This window comes from Nesterenkonia halobia, from assembly GCF_039536005.1.
GTDB classification, from domain to species: domain Bacteria; phylum Actinomycetota; class Actinomycetes; order Actinomycetales; family Micrococcaceae; genus Nesterenkonia; species Nesterenkonia halobia.
In genome coordinates this window covers 109,576-125,074 of the sequence record NZ_BAAAYG010000014.1, presented here as the reverse complement: position 1 = coordinate 125,074, position 15,499 = coordinate 109,576, and the positions used below count along the sequence as shown (strand labels likewise).

The window sequence follows — 15,499 nt, the reverse complement described above, 5'->3', positions numbered from 1 at the left end:
CCGGGCGGACGTCGTCCTCCGGTGACGTCCGCCGCCGTCCCCCGCCCGAGAGGAATGCCGCCATGCGCCGTGTCACCGTCCCCGCTCCCGCAGGGCTCGACCGTCTCGCCGTCGAGGATGTCGCCGATCCGGGCGAACCCGGCGCCGGCGAGATCCGCGTGCGCGTGCACGCCAGCTCGCTGAACTTCCACGACTACGCGATCGTCGCCGGCGCCATGCCCACCGCCGCCGGACGCGTGCCGATGGCCGACGGCGCCGGCGAGGTCGAGGCCGTCGGCGCCGGCGTCGAGGAGTTCGCCGTCGGCGACGCCGTGGTCTCGACCTTCTTCACCACCTGGTTCGACGGGCCGCCGACCACCGGAGAGTTCTCCCAGGTGCCCGGCGACGGGATCGACGGCTTCGGCCAGCAGGTGGTCGTCCGTCCGGCGACGTCCTTCACCCGGGCCCCGTCCGGATGGAGCCATGCCGAGGCCGCCACGCTGCCGACGGCCGGGGTCACCGCCTGGCGCTCGCTGGTGGCCGACGGCGGGCTCAGCGCCGGTCAGTCGGTGCTGGTGCTGGGCACCGGCGGGGTGTCGATCATCGCGCTGCAGATCGCCCGCGCGATGGGCGCCGAAGTCATCGCCACCACCTCCTCGGAGGAGAAGCGGCGTCGGCTCGAGGAGCTCGGCGCCGCCGCGACGATCGACCGCACCGAGCACTCCGAGTGGGGTCGGCGGGTCCGCGAGCTCACCGACGGCCGCGGCGTCGACCACGTCGTCGAGGTCGGCGGCGCCGGGACGCTGCCGCAGTCGCTTCAGGCCGTCGCCGTCGGCGGGGCCATCTGGCAGATCGGGGTGCTCACCGGGGTGACCGGCGAGGTGCCCACCGGGGCGCTGCTCGGCCGGCAGGCCACGCTGCACGGCGTCGCCGTCGGCAGCCGGGCGCATCAGCAGCAGCTGGTCCGGGCGCTGGAGACCACCGGCATCCGCCCGGTGATCGACAGCAGCTTCCAGCTGGCGCAGATGGCCGAGGCCTTCCGGCATCAGGAGTCGGGACGGCACATCGGCAAGATCGTCCTGGAGCACTGAGACCGACGAGGACGGCGAGGACGGCGAGGACGGCGAGACTGGGGCAGAGATCGGAGCGTCTATCCGGCCTCCGCCCCGGATCTGGCCGAGTCGTCGCGGGCCGGTAGAATGGGGGACATGATGGTTCACGCACACAGCCACTCCACCGCCGAGGTCTCCGGCCAGGAGGACCTCGACGTCCGTCTGCACACCGCCGACCCGGACGCCTCGCCGTCCTCCGGCGGCGCCGCCACGATCGAGCGGGAGCAGCAGGAGCAGCAGGCCCAGCCCGGCGACCACGAGCGGTTCTCCCACTACGTGAAGAAGGACCGCATCATGGAGTCCGCGCTGGAGGGCGACGCCGTCGTCGCCCTCTGCGGCAAGGTCTGGGTGCCCTCCCGCGACCCGCAGCGTTTCCCGGTCTGCCCTGAATGCAAGGAGATCTACGAGGAGATGCAGGGCGGCGACGACGACTCCGACTCCGGCAAGTCCGGCGGCGGCTTCTTCGGCTTCGGCCGCAACAAGTAGTCCGACACCGCGCACGGCACCTGCCGGACGGCTCTGCGGCCGTCCGGCAGGTGCCGTGCGCGCTGGCGCCGCGTCGCGCCTGCTCCGCCGACGGCGGATCCCCATCCCCGACCTTCCAAGGGTGCTTGCACAGCTGTGACTGATTCCTCGGGCGTTCAGACGGAGTCGCTCTTCGACGTCGGCAGCGACGTCGGCTCGTCGATGCCGCCGGTCTATCCTCACCGGGCGGCGCGCGGCACCGCACCGAAGCTGCGCCAATGGCAGCAGGAGGCGCTGGACCTCTACATCGAGCGACGGCCGCGGGACTTCATGGCCGTCGCGACGCCGGGAGCCGGCAAGACGACCTTCGCGCTGCGGGTGGCGAAGCTGCTGGTCGACTCCGGCGAGATCAACCGGCTGACCGTCGTCGCTCCCACTGAGCATCTGAAGCATCAATGGGCCGACGCCGCCTCGCGCCTGGGGCTGGCGATCGACCCGAACTTCAAGAACGCCGACGGCCGGCACGGCCGCCAGTTCCTCGGCGTCGCGGTGACCTATGCGCAGGTGGCCAACAAGCCGGCGCTGCACCGCAACAAGACCGACGCCGGGCGCACGCTGGTGATCCTCGACGAGATCCATCACGCCGGCGACGCGCTGTCCTGGGGCGACGGCATCCGCGAGGCCTTCGAGCCGGCGGCGCGGCGGCTGGCGCTGACCGGCACGCCGTTCCGCTCGGACACGGCGCCGATCCCGTTCGTCGACTACGTCGAGGACGCCGACGGAGTGCGCCGGTCGAAGGCCGACTACTCCTACGGCTACGGCCCGGCGCTGCAGGACAAGGTCGTGCGCCCGGTGGTCTTCATGGCCTACTCGGGCACGATGCGCTGGCGCACCTCCGACGGCGAGGAGATGGAGGCCCAGCTGGGCGAGGCCGCCACCAAGGACATCACCCAGCAGGCCTGGCGGACTGCCCTCAACCCGGAGGGCGAGTGGATCCCGCAGGTGCTGGCCGCCGCGCACCAGCGGCTGCTGAAGGTCCGCGACCGCGTCGAGGACGCCGGCGGGCTGGTCATCGCCACCGACCACGAGCACGCCCGCGCCTATGCCGCCCAGCTGGACCGGCTGACCGGCCAGAAGACCACAGTGGTGCTCTCCGACGACGACGAGGCCTCCGAGCGCATCGAGGAGTTCACCGCCGACGGCTCGAAGTACTGGATGGTCGCGGTGCGGATGGTCTCCGAGGGCGTCGACGTGCCGCGGCTCTGCGTCGGGGTCTATGCGACCTCGACGTCGACGCCGCTGTTCTTCGCCCAGGCGGTCGGGCGCTTCGTGCGTCGGCGCAACGCCAGCGAGGTCGCCAGCGTCTTCCTGCCCTCGGTGCCGACGCTGACGGATCTGGCCAATGAGCTGGAGGCGGAGCGCGACCACGCGCTCGAGGTCCCCGAGTCGGCGCAGACGACCGACGAGGAGGAGGGCCTGGACGACGAGCTCCTCGAGGAGGCGGAGACGGAGGAGAAGGCCTCCGACGAGCTGGCCCGCGGATCCTTCGCCGCGCTGGACTCCAACGCCTCCTTCGACCGCGTGCTCTTCGACGGCGACGAGTTCGGACTCGGCGGAGAGGTCGGGTCGGACGAGGAGCGCGACTTCCTCGGCATCCCGGGGCTGCTGGAGCCTGAACAGGTCTCCACGCTGCTGCGCCAGCATCAGGCCGAGCAGATCAGGCGTCGCCCGCAGGATGCGCAGGACCGGGCGGCCGACGTCGTCGACCACCGGCAGCTGAAGAAGCTGCGCGGCGAGTTGAACAAGTCGGTCTCGGCCTATGCGGGGAAGACCGGCATGCACCAGGGGACGATCCACAACAAGCTGCGCGAGGCCTGCGGCGGCCCGCAGGTCGGGCAGGCGACCCAGGCGCAGCTGGAGGAGCGGCTGAAGAAGCTGCAGAACTGGTTCGTCGGCCGGAAGTGAGGCGGTCCCGGGAGGAGCGGGGTCGGGCCTGCCGGGAGAGGGGACGATGCGGTGACGGATCACACTTCATGTGTCACTCATCGGGCGGCGGACCACCCTGGGTGACACATCCGGTGTGCGGATGCTTCGGCGGTCCGATGCTTCTCCACAGCGGCCGCCTTCTCCCTTCGCCGCGGGGGCCCCAGCGGTGATCATGGGCGCATGGCTCATCGCGCGTCGGACGTCTCCCCGTCGCCGCTCCGACTGATCGTCGGCGACGGCGGAGGATCCCCTTCTCGATCGACCCTGCGGCGTGCTGTGGATCGCGGAGATCTTCTCCGCCTCCGACCGGGGGTCTTCGTCGAGACCCTGGCCTGGCTCGCGGCCCCGCGTCGTCGTCGGGCGGCGGCGCAGGTGGCCGCGATCGCGCTCTTCCGGCCGGGGACGGTCTTCTGCCGCGAGTCGGCGCTCCTCGTCCACGGACTGCCGATGCTCCGAGATCCTGGCGAACTGCAGATCCGCGTGGCCGGTCGGGGTCGCGCCGGTCGCAGCCGGGGTCCGGCGATGACCGGGAACTGCCCGAGACAGCGACTGAGCTCCGTGGTGGTCCGAGCCGCCGAGCTCGGACCCATGGACTCGGAGGCGCTGGCCCCGTTCCCGGTCCGGCGTCTTCTGCCTCCTGTGCCGCACGGCTGGTCAGCCGCGGCTGCTCGCCGAGAGTACTGGGCGGGTCCCGCTGAGACGCGGGCCGTCGAGCGCGGCGTCTCCGGAGTGCTGCTGGCGGACGGCACGCCGGTGACCGTCGCCGTGGAGCCGGCGGCCTTCGCCCTGGTGGACACGATCCCGCAGATGTCGCGGCAGGAGGCCGTGGTCTGCCTGGATGCGGCGCTCGCGGGCCGCGGCGAGGGACTGGCCGCGGGTCTCGTCAGGACGCGCTCGGGGGAGCTGGACGATGTGGAAGGCTGGCTCGGATCGCGCCGCGCCCAGCGCCGGTGGCACGCGATGCGGGAGTTCGCCGACGGGCGCAGCGAATCGGTCGGCGAGTCGCGCTCTCGGGTGCTCATCGATGAGCTGGGCTTCGTCGCGCCGACGCTCCAGCGGTCCGTGCACCTGCCCGACGGACGCGTGGTGCGTCTTGACTTCGACTGGGAGGAGGACGGCGTCTTCGGAGAGTTCGACGGACGCGTCAAGTATGACGACGCCGATCGTCTCTCCGGCACTGATCCGGCCGGGGTGTACTGGCGGGAGAAGTGGCGCGAGGACGACGTCGAGCTCGCGACGGGCCGGCGCGTGGTGCGCTGGCGGTGGGCGGATCTCGAGGAGCCCCGGCGCCTGGAACGACGGCTGGCCCTCCGCGGCGTCTCACGTCACACCTGATGTGCCGTGGGAGGCGATGAATACCAGCTGCGGTGACGCATCAGGTGTGCAGTGCCGGCCCGGAAGGCCCCGACTCCGGCTCCCCGGTCGGAGATCAGAGTTCGTCGAGCCGGACGATCTCGATGTCGGCCTCGGCGAACTCCTCATAGGTCTCGGCCACCGCCGTCTCGTCCACGCCGGCGGTGAGCTCACGGATCACGCGCACCTGGTAGCCGTTCTCCACGGCGTCCAGCGCGGTGGCGCGCACGCAGTGGTCGGTGGCCAGCCCGACCACGGTGACCGCATCGATCTCCCGATCGGCCAGCCACGCGTGCAGGTCCTCGGCGTCGTCGGCGACGGCGTCGGCGGCGCCGACTTTGGTGCCTTTCTCGCCCTCCAACGTGCCGACCTTCTCCGGATCGCCGACCAGGCCCTCGAAGCCGGAGTAGCCGTCGCTGTAGAGCCCCTTGAGGAAGGGCTGGTCGACGTGGTCGGTGTCCAGATCGTCGTGGAGCTCGGCCCCATGAGTGCCGGCCACACAGTGCACCGGCCAGGAGGTCCGGAAGTCCGGGGTCTCGGAGAAGTGCGATCCGGGGTCGATGTGCCAGTCCTGCGTGGTGACCACGGCGTCGTACTGGGCGTGGGCGTCCTCCAGATGCTCGCTGATCTCGCCGGCGACGCGCGCGCCGCCGTCGACGGCCAGCGCACCGCCTTCGCAGAAGTCATGCTGGACGTCGACGATGATCAGGGCCTCGGCCATGATGATCCTCCTTGTCGGCGGGCTGTCCCTTCCACGCTACTGCACGTCCGGTGCAGCCGGACACCGGCCGGGGCGCTCGCCGGGCGGAGCCTCAGGCCGGCTCGCGCCCGGCCTGCCGCCCGAGGTCCCGTCCGGCGCGTTCGGCCAGGTCGAAGTCCTCGGTGACCAGGGTCATGGAGGCCATGGCCCCGGCCAGGGTTCCGGTGCTCATCGCCGCCGGGATGGTGCCCATCGGCTGGGCGATGTTGCCGGCGGCGAAGATCCGCTCGTGGCTCGTGCGTCCGCCCTGGTCGACCGCCAGGAAGCGTCCTGCCGGGGTGTCGGCGCGCTCCAGGTCGAGACCATCGAGGAAGTCGTCGTGCGGGATCAGCTCGCCGGCGGTGAACAGTGCGTCGACGGCGACCTGCCGGCCGTCGGCCAGCTGAACGCGGTGCAGACGCTCGCCGTCGCCGACGACCTCGACCACCGGAGCCGGTTCGACGATGACGTCGCGGGCGGCGAGCCGCTCGCGGGTCCGCTGCTCGAGCGGCTCGGCCGCGGCGCTGAAGAAGGTCAGCCGATCGCTCCACTGGCGGATGAGCTCGGCCTGGTGCAGGCTCATCGGGCCGGCGGCCAGCACGCCCAGCCGGGCGTCGCCGACCTCCCAGCCGTGGCAGTACGGGCAGTGCAGCACAGCGGTGCCCCAGTGCTCGGCGAGACCTGGGATCTCCGGCAGCCGGTCGGTCACTCCGGTGGCGACGACGACGGCGCGGGCTCGGCGGACGACGCCGGCCGTGTCGGTGACGCGCAGCCGCGGCGGGGCCGCGGTGCCGAGGGATTCGTCGCGCTCCTCGGCCACCTCCGCCGCGCCGACTGCGGCGAAGGAGACGCCGTAGCCGGCGGCCTCGGCCCGTCCACGGCGCAGCAGCTCCGCCGGGGCGAGGCCCTCGTGGCCGAGGACGGTGTGCATGCCGGCGGCGAAGCGATTGCGCGGGGCGCCGAGGTCCAGCACGAGGGTGTCGCGCCGGGCGCGGCCCAGGGCGAGGGCCGCGGAGAGGCCGGCTGCCCCGCCGCCGACGACGATGACGTCGTGGAGGTCGGGTCGGCCGGGATGGTCGGGCTGGTCGGGCTGGTCGGGCTGGTCGTGGTGGTCGGAGGTGCTGGAGACGTGGGCTGCGGAGTTCATGCTTTCATCGTCCTCCTGCGACCGATTCTCAGAAATACATCTTGCGGAATCGGCAAGAACTGCCCATGCTGGACAGCGGGGAATCGTCGGCCCGGTCATGCTGCGGCGCGACGGGGCATAGGACATGAGGCAGGACGCGAGGCAGGAAGCGAAGACAGGAGCACCGATGGACGCACTCGCTCAGGTCGGTCTGCGGCTGCGTGCCGCCCGCACCGCGCGCGGCTGGACGCTCGACCGGCTGGCCCGGGCCGCCGGAGTCTCGGCGAGCACCATCTCGCGGCTGGAGTCCGGCAGGCGGCAGGCGAGCCTGGAGCTGCTGCTGCCGCTGACGCGCAGCCTGGGGATCGGCGTCGACGATCTGATCGCCGTCGAACCGGGCGACCCGCGCGTCCGTCGCGACGGCTGGCGGCAGGAGGAGATGCATGTGCAGCCGCTCTCGCCGGAGTCCGCGCCCGTGCAGGCGATGAAGCTGACCTATGCCCCGCGTCCGCCGCTGCCCGCCGAGGAGCTGCACAGCCACCCCGGCCACGACTGGTGCTATGTGATCTCCGGCCGGCTGCGCCTGCAGCTCGGGGAGCGGGAGATCCTGCTGCATCCGGGCGAGGCCGCGGAGTTCGACACTGTCACTCCGCACGCGTTCAGCGCGCCCGGTCCGGAGTCGGCCGAGGTGATCGGCATCTTCAACGAGTCCGGCGAACACGTCCGCACCCGGGTCACCTCCGAGCCCTGACACGACGGCGATGAGTCAGCGGAAAGCGTGGGAATGCTTCGCCTTTCCCACGCTTTCCGCCGACTCATCGCATCGGGAGCGGGCTGTGCGGCGTCAGTCGAAGACGGTCGGCAGCACCGGCTCGCCGTCCTGCAACCGGTGCGCGGCCGTGGGCAGCTCGTCCACTGAGGCGCGGTGGCGCTCGCGGGCGGCCTCGACGCCGGCCGCGCCGGTGTGCTCTGCGCGGATCTCGCCGTCGACGACCAGCGGGACCATCAGCTCCCGCACTGCGCGTCCCTCGGGGTCGGGGGCGCCGCCGACGCCGATCAGCTCGCTGGTGGCGGAGCCGTCGGCCCCGTAGGTGCGCAGTGGGTGCTTGACCCCGCCGACGCTGCGCTTGCCGACGGCGGTCTTGGCCACCGGGACGGCGGCGCCGTCGGCGTCGGTGCGCTCGACCAGCTTGTAGACCATCGAGGCGGTGGGCGCCCCGGAGCCGGTCACCAGCTGGGTGCCGACGCCGTAGGAGTCCACCGGTGCCGACTGCAGACGGGCGATGGCGTACTCGTCCAGATCGGAGGTGACGATGATCCGGGTGGAGGTGTTGCCCAGCTCGTCGAGCAGTCGGCGGACCTCGTGGGCCTGCTCGACCAGATCGCCGGAGTCCAGCCGGACGGCGCCGAGCTCGGCGCCGGCGGCCTCGACGGCGCGCCGGACGCCCGCGGCGACGTCGTAGGTGTCGACGAGCAGCGAGGTCGACGGGCCGAAGGCCTCGACCTGTGTGGCGAAGGCCTCCTGCTCGGAGTCGTGCAGCAGGGTGAAGGCGTGGGCGGCGGTGCCCAGCGTGGCCACGTCCCAGCGGCGGCCGGCCTCCAGGTTCGAGGTGCCGGAGAAGCCGGCGATCATCGCCGCCCGCGCCGCGGCGGTCGCACTGGCCTCCTGGGTCCGGCGCGAGCCCATCTCGACGCAGGGGCGGTCGACGGCGGCCAGCGTCATCCGGGAGGCCGCCGAGGCGACGGCGGAGTCATGGTTGAGCACGGAGAGCATGTAGGTCTCCAGCAGCGTGGCCTCGGCGAAGCTGGACTCGATGCGCAGCACCGGCGAATGGGGCAGATAGACTTCGCCCTCGGCGTAGCCGGTGATCGTGCCCGAGAAGCGGTAGTCGCGCAGGAACTCCAGCGTCGGCTCGTCGACGATGCCCCGGTCGTCGAGCCAGCCCAGCTGCTCGGCGGTGAAGCGGAATCGGGCCAGCCCTTCGAGCAGCCGGCCGGTGCCGGCGACCACGCCGTAGCGGCGTCCGGCCGGCAGGCTGCGGGCGAAGACCTCGAAGACGCAGCGCCGGTGGGCGGCCCCGGACCGCAGGGCGGCCTGGACCATGGTCAGCTCGTACTGGTCGGTGCGCAGCGCGGTGGAGTCGCCGGGCTCGGCGCCCGCGGCCTCGGATGTCTGTGTCACGGTCACCAGCGTAGAATATCGACTATGAGCTCCACTGCAGGGTCGACGCTCGCCCGCGGAGAGACCGACCTCGAGGAGGAGACCTCGGTCCGGGCCGCGGCGCAGCGTCCGTATCACGTCGTCGTCTGGAACGACCCGGTGAATCTGATGTCATACGTCAGCTGGGTCTTCCGCACCTATTTCGGCCACTCGTCCGACCGCGCCCACGAACTGATGATGCAGGTCCACGAGAAGGGCCGCGCCGTCGTCGCCACCGGCAGCCGTGAGCAGGCTGAGCGCGATGTGACCGCCATGCACCACTACGGCCTGCAGGCCACCCTCGAGGAGAACTGAGCACCGTGGCCACTGCCTTCCGATCCACCACCCGCGGCTGCCGCGCCGAGCTGGACCAGCACGAGCGTCGGCTGCTCAGCCGCCTCTGCGGGGACGTCGTGACGATCCTCGAGGGGCGCACCCAGGACGTCTCCGACGACGCTGACGACGCTGGCGACGCCGACGACGCCGCGCCGGCGAGCGAGGCCGCCGACGCACCTGCCGACGCGACCCCCGACGCCGGCATGGACGACTCGGTCTTCGCGCATTTCAGCGCCGAGCTGGCCGGCCTCGACGGCGACGACTCGCTCGCCGCTCCCGAGGACCCGGTGCTGCGCCGGCTGCTGCCCGACGCCTCGACCGACGACGAGGAGGCCGGGCGCTTCCGTCGGCTCAGCGAGTCGTCGCTGCGGGCGGCGAAGATCGCCGATCTGCGCGCCGCCCGGATGCTGCTCGAGTCCTCGCCGGTGCAGGTCACCGACGAGCAGGCGCCGATGCTCGGCCGCGCGCTGAACGACGTGCGGCTGACGTTGTCCGCCCGGATCGGCATCGAGGACGAAGCCGACGCCGAGGCGGTCCAGCAGCGCGCGGTGCGCGACGACGGCGGTGACCAGGAGACGTTCATGGCCGAGGTCTACACCTTCGTCACCTGGCTGCAGGAGACGCTGTTCTCCGCGATGCTCGAGGCGCTGCCCGACGACGGCGCGCAGGACGCGGCCGCTGACGCCGACGCCGAAGACACTGACACCGACGCTGATACCGACGCCGACGACGCCGAGGGCGGAGCCGCGGACGGTCGACGGGCATGACCGTCGACGGCCATGATCGCGGCCGTCAGGCCCCCATCGGGATCTTCGACTCCGGCGTCGGCGGCCTGACCGTCGCCCGCGCGGTGCTCGACCAGCTGCCCGACGAGCGGCTGATCTACATCGGCGACACGGCCCACGGCCCGTACGGGCCGCTGCCCATCGCCCGGGTCCGCGCCCATGCGCTGGGGGTGATGGACGAGCTCGTCGACGCCGGGGTCAAGGCCCTGGTCATCGCCTGCAACTCCGCCTCGGCGGCCGTGCTGCGCGACGCGCGGGAGCGATACACCGCCCGGTACGGGATCCCGGTGGTCGAAGTCATCCAGCCGGCGACGCGACGCGCGGCCGCGGCCACGCGCAGCGGCCGCATCGGCGTCATCGGCACTGCCGCGACGATCGGCTCGCGGGCCTATGAGGACGCCTTCGCCGCGGCCCCGCATCTGCAGGTGCACGGCGCGGCCTGTCCGCGCTTCGTCGAGTTCGTCGAGCGCGGGGTCACCGCCTCCGACGAGCTGATCGCCCTGGCCGAGGAGTACCTGGCTCCGCTGCAGGCCGCCGCCGTCGACACGCTGGTGCTGGGATGCACCCACTATCCCCTGCTGACCGGCGTGGTCTCCTACGTCATGGGCGAGGAGGTCACGCTGGTCTCCTCGGCCGAGGAGACGGCCAAGGACCTCTTCGCGGCGCTGACCCGCCACGGGCTGCTCAACGCCGGCGACACGCCCGGCGCGGGAGAGCACAGCTTCCTCTCCACCGGCGACTCCGCGGCCTTCCAGCAGCTCGCTCGGCGGTTCCTGGGGCCCGAGGTGGCCTCGGTGCGCCGCATCGACCACGTCACCGAGACCTATCCCACCGGTGTGATCCGGAGGATCACCCCGGATATGCTGGCGGCAGCGAGAGGATCGTCGGGGGACGCCGTCTCCGCCGGGGCCGCCGGACAGCCGGTCGACCCGGCGGCGGGCACGCGTCCCGCCGGCGGAGACGTCGACCGAGGGCTGGGCAGCACATGGAACTGACGATCATCGGATGCAGCGGGTCGTTCCCCGGGCCGGAGTCCCCGGCCTCCTGCTATCTGCTCAGCGCCGAGCATGAGGGCCGCACCTGGCGGATCATCCTGGACCTGGGCAACGGCGCGCTGGGGAAGCTGCAGCAGCACATGGCGCTCGAGGACCTCGACGCCGTCTGCCTGACCCATCTGCACCCGGACCACTTCATGGACCTCTGCGGGCTGCACGTGGCCATCCGCTGGCGCCCCGGCGGCTGGCCCGGCAAGCATGTGCCGGTGTACGGGCCCACCGGCACCGACGAGCGCATCGCCAGCGCCTACGGGCTGGAGACCGATCCGGGCATGCACCCGGACTTCGACTTCCGCGACTGGCGGCCGCGCACCGCGGAGACGGTCGGCCCCTTCACCATCACCCCGGTGCCGGTGCGCCATCCCATCGAGGAGGCCTATGCGCTGCGCGTGGAGGTCGCCGAAGGGGCCGGCGGCGAGGTGCGCACGCTGACCTACTCGGGCGACACCGACGCCTGCGAGGGGCTGATCGAGGCCTCCCGCGGAGCTGACGTGCTGCTCTGCGAGGCCGCCTTCGAGGACGGCCGCGACGACCATCTCGAGGGCGTGCACCTCAACGGGCGCCGCGCCGGGCTGACCGGCGCCGAGGCCGGCGTCGGGCGCATGCTGCTGACGCACATCCCGGTCTGGACCTCCCAGCGGACCCTGCTGGACAAGGCCCGCGAGGTCTACGACGGCGAGCTCGCAGTGGCCGTGGCCGGCGTGACCTACCAGGTCGAGCCGGCCCCGCCGCGACGGACCGTCGCCGAAGCCTGACCCCCTGGATTCCCCGAGCCATCCCGTGGACTCCTGAGCAACCCCCCTGAACTCCCGAGAGGACTGTGAGAACACAGCGTGACTGAGAACCATCTGCGCAGCGACGGACGCACCCCCGACCAGCTCCGCGAGGTGCGCATCACCCGCGGCTGGTCGGCCCACGCCGAGGGCTCGGTGCTCATCGAGTTCGGCGGCACCCGGGTGCTGTGCACCGCGTCCTTCGAGGAGACGGTGCCGCGCTGGCTCAAGGGCCGCGGCAGCGGCTGGGTCACCGCCGAGTACGCCATGCTGCCCCGGGCGACCGGCAGCCGCTCGCCGCGCGAGTCGGTCAAGGGCAAGATCGGCGGACGCACCCACGAGATCTCCCGGCTGGTCGGCCGCGCGCTGCGCGCCGCCGTCGACACCCAGGCCCTCGGGGAGAACATGATCACGCTGGACTGCGACGTGCTGCAGGCCGACGGCGGCACCCGCACCGCGGCGATCACCGGCGCCTATGTCGCGCTGGCCGACGCGATCGAGTGGGCCCGCCGGCAGGGCCACGTCGCCCGCTCGGCGAAGGTGCTGACCAGCTCGGTGGCCGCGATCTCCGTGGGCATCCTGCCCGACGGCACGCCGGTGCTGGACCTGCCCTACACCGAAGACTCCACGGCAGAGACGGACATGAACGTCGTGGCCACCGGCGAGGGCGACTTCGTCGAGATCCAGGGCACTGCCGAGGGTGCGGCGTTCGGCCGCGGCGAGCTCGACCGGCTGCTGGACCTCGCCCTGCAGGGCACCTCCGAGCTGACCGAGCACCAGCGGCGGGCGCTGGCCGAGGAGCTGCCCACGACGTCAGGGCGGTCCTGATGCGTCCGGCTCTGGTGCTGGCGACCCATAATCAGGGCAAGCTGCGCGAGCTGCGGGCCCTGCTGGCCGAGGCTCCGGAGGTCTCGGACGCCGGGGTGGACCTGGAGAGCGCCGTGGTCGACGCCGGCGCCGCCGGCTGCACGCCGGTGGCCGAGACCGGGGTGACCTTCGAGCAGAACGCGCTGCTGAAGGCCCGCGCCGTCGCCGCGGAGACCGGCCTGGCCGCCGTCGCCGACGACTCCGGGCTCGCCGTCGACGTCCTCGGCGGGGCGCCGGGCATCTTCTCCGCCCGCTGGGCCGGGGCGCAGGCCTCGGACGCGGCGAACCTGCAGCTGCTGCTCGAGCAGCTCGCCGACATCGGCGCGGAGCACCGGGCGGCGGCCTTCGTCTGCTGCGCGGCTCTGGTGCTGCCCGACGGCACGGAGATCGTCCGTCATGGTCGGCTCGCGGGCACGCTGCTGACCGAGCCCAGAGGCGAGGACGGGTTCGGGTATGACCCGATCCTGCGTCCCGACGGCGAGACGCGCAGCTGCGCCCAGCTGAGCATGGCCGAGAAGAACGCCGTCTCGCACCGCGGGAAGGCCTTCGCGGCGCTGCGTGCGCCGATGGCCGCGGCGCTGGCCGGCGGGGCGGCGGATCAGGAGCACGACGGCCGGTGAGCCTGGACTTCACCGCCGTCGACTTCGAGACGGCCAACGGGTTCCGCGGCTCGCCCTGCTCCATCGGACTGGTGCGGGTGCGCGACGGCGTCGAGGTCGAGGCCTACTACGCGACGATGCGCCCGCCGGAGGGCTTCGACCGCTTCGACCCGTCCAACATCGCCGTCCACGGGCTCAGCGCCGAGCAGGTGGCCGATCGTCCCCGCTTCGCCGAGCTTTTCGCCGAGATCTCCGCGTTCGTCGGCGAGGACGTGCTGGTCGCGCACAACGCCGCCTTCGACGTCGAGGTCTTCCGCTCGGCGCTGGAGGTCAGCGGGATGTCCTCGCCGGGACTGCGGGCCTGGTGCACGGTCCAGCTCTCCCGGGAGGTCCTGGCTCTGGAGTCCCATGCGCTGCCGTCGGCGGCCGCCGCGGCCGGCCACGAGCTGCGCCATCATCATCATGCCCTCGACGACGCGCGAGCCTGTGCGGCGGTGGCGGTGCACATCGCCGCGCGGCGCGCGACCGATGACCTCGACGGTCTCGGCGCCGCGCTGGGGCTGCAGACCCACGACCTGCCGCGCTGGCGGGGACGCCCGGTCCGCGAGTCGCGGGCGACCCGCCAGGTGCGCACGATGGGCCCCATCTTCGACGCCCGGCGGATCACCGTCGACGACGAGGAGCTGCCGGACCTGATGCGCTGGCAGGACGAGGGGCGGAATCTTCCGCCCGCCGTCGGGGCGGATCCCGCCCACCCGCTGTACGGCCAGCATCTGGTCTTCACCGGCGGGCTCGGCGTGGCCCGCGGCGAGGCGAAGCGCCTGGCCGCCGCCCACGGGGCGCGGACGAGCTCACGGGTCACCGCCGGCACGACGATGCTGGTCGTCGGCGACGGCGCCACCGGCGAGGAGCTGGCCGCGGTCAGCGCCGGCGTCGACGCCGCCGAGGGCGTCTCCGGCGGGGCCTCGGAGGCGGCGGTGCTGCTCGACGGGCCGCTGGCCAGCAACAAGGCCCGCGACGCGCTGCGCCGGCTGGCCGGCGGTCAGCCGCTCCGGCTGCTCTCCGAGCCGGAGCTCGCCGAGCTGCTCGGGGAGGCGTGGCCGATCGCCCGCGACGTCACCGACTGCCCGGTCGGCGAGCTGAGCCGGCCGACTGAGACCGCCGGCTGAGCCGGCTGGCTGATCAGCCGGCGGGCCGCGTGACCCGCCGCCACGCGGCGACCAGCTCGGTCAGTGCGGCGGGGAGGTCGCCGTCGTCGGCCGTCGACGACGGCGCCGCCTCGAGCAGCGCCTGCAGCTGGCGGCGCAGAGTGTCGGCCGCCGCGGCGTCGACTGCGGCATCGCCCGCTGCGCCGGTCAGCAGCTCGTCGAGCTCGTCCCGCAGCGTCTCCGCCTGCTCGGCGAGCTCGGCCGCCGGTGCCGAGGCGGCGCGGTGGAGCAGCTGCACCAGGCTCCGGGCGCGGTCCAGGACCCGCGGGTGCCCGTGGGTCAGCGCGAGAGCCTGGCGGACCCACTGGGCACGCAGCGTGTCGTCGACGTAGGGCACCAGCGCCAGCGGGACCACGCGCAGCAGCACCGCCGGATCGTCGCGCTCCGGCTGCGCCGGCGTCGTGGGGTAGGCCATCTCTCCGGAGGCCAGCCCGTCGACGCCGGGGGCCTCAGTGCCGGTCCGCAGGCTCAGCGGCGCGAGGCCGTGCGGGCGGCCGGCGTCGACGGTGCCCAGCTGTGCGGAGAGCTGCTCGTCCACTGACCGCGACGGCGGGCACGGGGCCGCGGCGGGGAAGCCGCCGGTGACCAGCCGGTGCCAACGCAGCCCGGCCAGCCAGAAGCACGCCAGCGGATCGGCGCCGACGCCCTGGTGCGTCCAGTCGAGCAGCTCCAGGAGTCCGTCGGCCAGGCAGAGCTGATGCAGCGCCTCGGCGTGGACCTCGGTGTTCTCGGCGTCCGCTGCGGATCCGGCGTCTCCCGGCGATCCGTCGGCCGGCAGGGCTGCCGCGAGCACGGCCGGCAGCCGCTCGATCAGCAGCACATCCGCCGTCGACGCCTGCGGGGCCTCGGACTGCTCGGACGGCGTGGGGGAGGGGTTCGGTGTCGTCACGGCACCATCCAACCACGTCGGCCGAGC

The 15,499-nt window shown here is 72.9% G+C and carries 16 protein-coding genes; 12 read left to right on the top strand and 4 right to left on the bottom strand.

The window, feature by feature from the left end; translation table 11 throughout:
* Nucleotides 1–62 precede the first annotated feature (62 nt).
* From ABD652_RS12960 to ABD652_RS12945, 4 genes are all read left to right on the top strand, one after another.
* A complete protein-coding gene (locus ABD652_RS12960; protein WP_344722041.1) occupies nucleotides 63–1,070 on the top strand; it encodes a zinc-dependent alcohol dehydrogenase family protein in 1,008 nt (335 codons plus the stop codon).
* A 117-nt stretch (nucleotides 1,071–1,187) separates the two neighbouring features.
* Complete coding sequence (locus ABD652_RS12955) at nucleotides 1,188–1,577, top strand: DUF3039 domain-containing protein (RefSeq protein WP_344722039.1); 390 nt, start codon at nucleotides 1,188–1,190, stop codon at nucleotides 1,575–1,577.
* Between the two features lie 201 nt (nucleotides 1,578–1,778).
* Nucleotides 1,779–3,521 carry a DEAD/DEAH box helicase gene (locus tag ABD652_RS12950; RefSeq protein WP_344722105.1) on the top strand — a complete coding sequence of 581 codons (1,743 nt, stop codon included), beginning with the start codon at nucleotides 1,779–1,781 and terminating at the stop codon, nucleotides 3,519–3,521.
* Between the two features lie 579 nt (nucleotides 3,522–4,100).
* Complete coding sequence (locus ABD652_RS12945) at nucleotides 4,101–4,877, top strand: hypothetical protein (protein ID WP_344722037.1); 777 nt, start codon at nucleotides 4,101–4,103, stop codon at nucleotides 4,875–4,877.
* A gap of 94 nt (nucleotides 4,878–4,971) precedes the next feature.
* On the opposite strand, the gene ABD652_RS12940 is transcribed toward ABD652_RS12945, so the two are convergent.
* Entirely contained in the window at nucleotides 4,972–5,616 is a 645-nt protein-coding gene (locus tag ABD652_RS12940; protein WP_344722035.1) for an isochorismatase family protein, read from the bottom strand.
* A gap of 91 nt (nucleotides 5,617–5,707) precedes the next feature.
* The gene (locus tag ABD652_RS12935; protein WP_344722033.1) at nucleotides 5,708–6,781 is read right to left on the bottom strand and encodes an FAD-dependent oxidoreductase; all 1,074 of its coding nucleotides are present in this window, start codon (nucleotides 6,779–6,781) and stop codon (nucleotides 5,708–5,710) included.
* Nucleotides 6,782–6,947: 166 nt separating this feature from the next.
* Here ABD652_RS12935 and ABD652_RS12930 point away from each other — a divergent pair, with 166 nt between their 5' ends.
* The gene (locus tag ABD652_RS12930; RefSeq protein WP_344722031.1) at nucleotides 6,948–7,511 is read left to right on the top strand and encodes a helix-turn-helix domain-containing protein; all 564 of its coding nucleotides are present in this window, start codon (nucleotides 6,948–6,950) and stop codon (nucleotides 7,509–7,511) included.
* Between the two features lie 93 nt (nucleotides 7,512–7,604).
* Here the strand turns inward: ABD652_RS12930 and ABD652_RS12925 are convergent, their stop codons facing one another.
* Nucleotides 7,605–8,948, bottom strand: coding sequence for a nicotinate phosphoribosyltransferase (locus ABD652_RS12925; protein WP_344722029.1), 1,344 nt, complete (start codon nucleotides 8,946–8,948; stop codon nucleotides 7,605–7,607).
* An 18-nt stretch (nucleotides 8,949–8,966) separates the two neighbouring features.
* Here ABD652_RS12925 and clpS point away from each other — a divergent pair, with 18 nt between their 5' ends.
* The 7 genes from clpS to ABD652_RS12890 all read left to right on the top strand — a co-directional run bounded on the left by clpS (nucleotide 8,967) and on the right by ABD652_RS12890 (nucleotide 14,544).
* Nucleotides 8,967–9,275, top strand: coding sequence for an ATP-dependent Clp protease adapter ClpS (clpS, locus tag ABD652_RS12920; protein WP_344722027.1), 309 nt, complete (start codon nucleotides 8,967–8,969; stop codon nucleotides 9,273–9,275).
* A 5-nt stretch (nucleotides 9,276–9,280) separates the two neighbouring features.
* On the top strand, nucleotides 9,281–10,063 hold the full coding sequence (locus ABD652_RS12915) for a DUF2017 family protein (protein ID WP_344722025.1): 783 nt from the start codon (nucleotides 9,281–9,283) through the stop codon (nucleotides 10,061–10,063).
* The gene (gene murI, locus ABD652_RS12910) at nucleotides 10,060–11,076 is read left to right on the top strand and encodes a glutamate racemase (protein ID WP_344722023.1); all 1,017 of its coding nucleotides are present in this window, start codon (nucleotides 10,060–10,062) and stop codon (nucleotides 11,074–11,076) included. The genes ABD652_RS12915 and murI overlap by 4 nt, the downstream gene beginning before the upstream one ends.
* Nucleotides 11,067–11,891 (top strand): MBL fold metallo-hydrolase, encoded by an 825-nt coding sequence (locus tag ABD652_RS12905; protein WP_344722021.1) that lies wholly within the window; start codon nucleotides 11,067–11,069, stop codon nucleotides 11,889–11,891. The genes murI and ABD652_RS12905 overlap by 10 nt, the downstream gene beginning before the upstream one ends.
* Nucleotides 11,892–11,969: 78 nt before the next feature.
* Complete coding sequence (gene rph / locus ABD652_RS12900; RefSeq protein ID WP_344722019.1) at nucleotides 11,970–12,737, top strand: ribonuclease PH; 768 nt, start codon at nucleotides 11,970–11,972, stop codon at nucleotides 12,735–12,737.
* Nucleotides 12,737–13,396: an RdgB/HAM1 family non-canonical purine NTP pyrophosphatase gene (gene rdgB / locus ABD652_RS12895; RefSeq protein WP_344722017.1), complete on the top strand. Its 660-nt coding sequence runs from the start codon at nucleotides 12,737–12,739 to the stop codon at nucleotides 13,394–13,396. The genes rph and rdgB overlap by 1 nt, the downstream gene beginning before the upstream one ends.
* Entirely contained in the window at nucleotides 13,393–14,544 is a 1,152-nt protein-coding gene (locus tag ABD652_RS12890; protein ID WP_344722015.1) for a 3'-5' exonuclease, read from the top strand. Before rdgB ends, ABD652_RS12890 begins: the two co-directional genes overlap by 4 nt.
* A 13-nt stretch (nucleotides 14,545–14,557) precedes the next feature.
* Here the strand turns inward: ABD652_RS12890 and ABD652_RS12885 are convergent, their stop codons facing one another.
* Nucleotides 14,558–15,472 (bottom strand): ADP-ribosylglycohydrolase family protein, encoded by a 915-nt coding sequence (locus tag ABD652_RS12885; protein WP_344722013.1) that lies wholly within the window; start codon nucleotides 15,470–15,472, stop codon nucleotides 14,558–14,560.
* Nucleotides 15,473–15,499 lie beyond the last annotated feature (27 nt).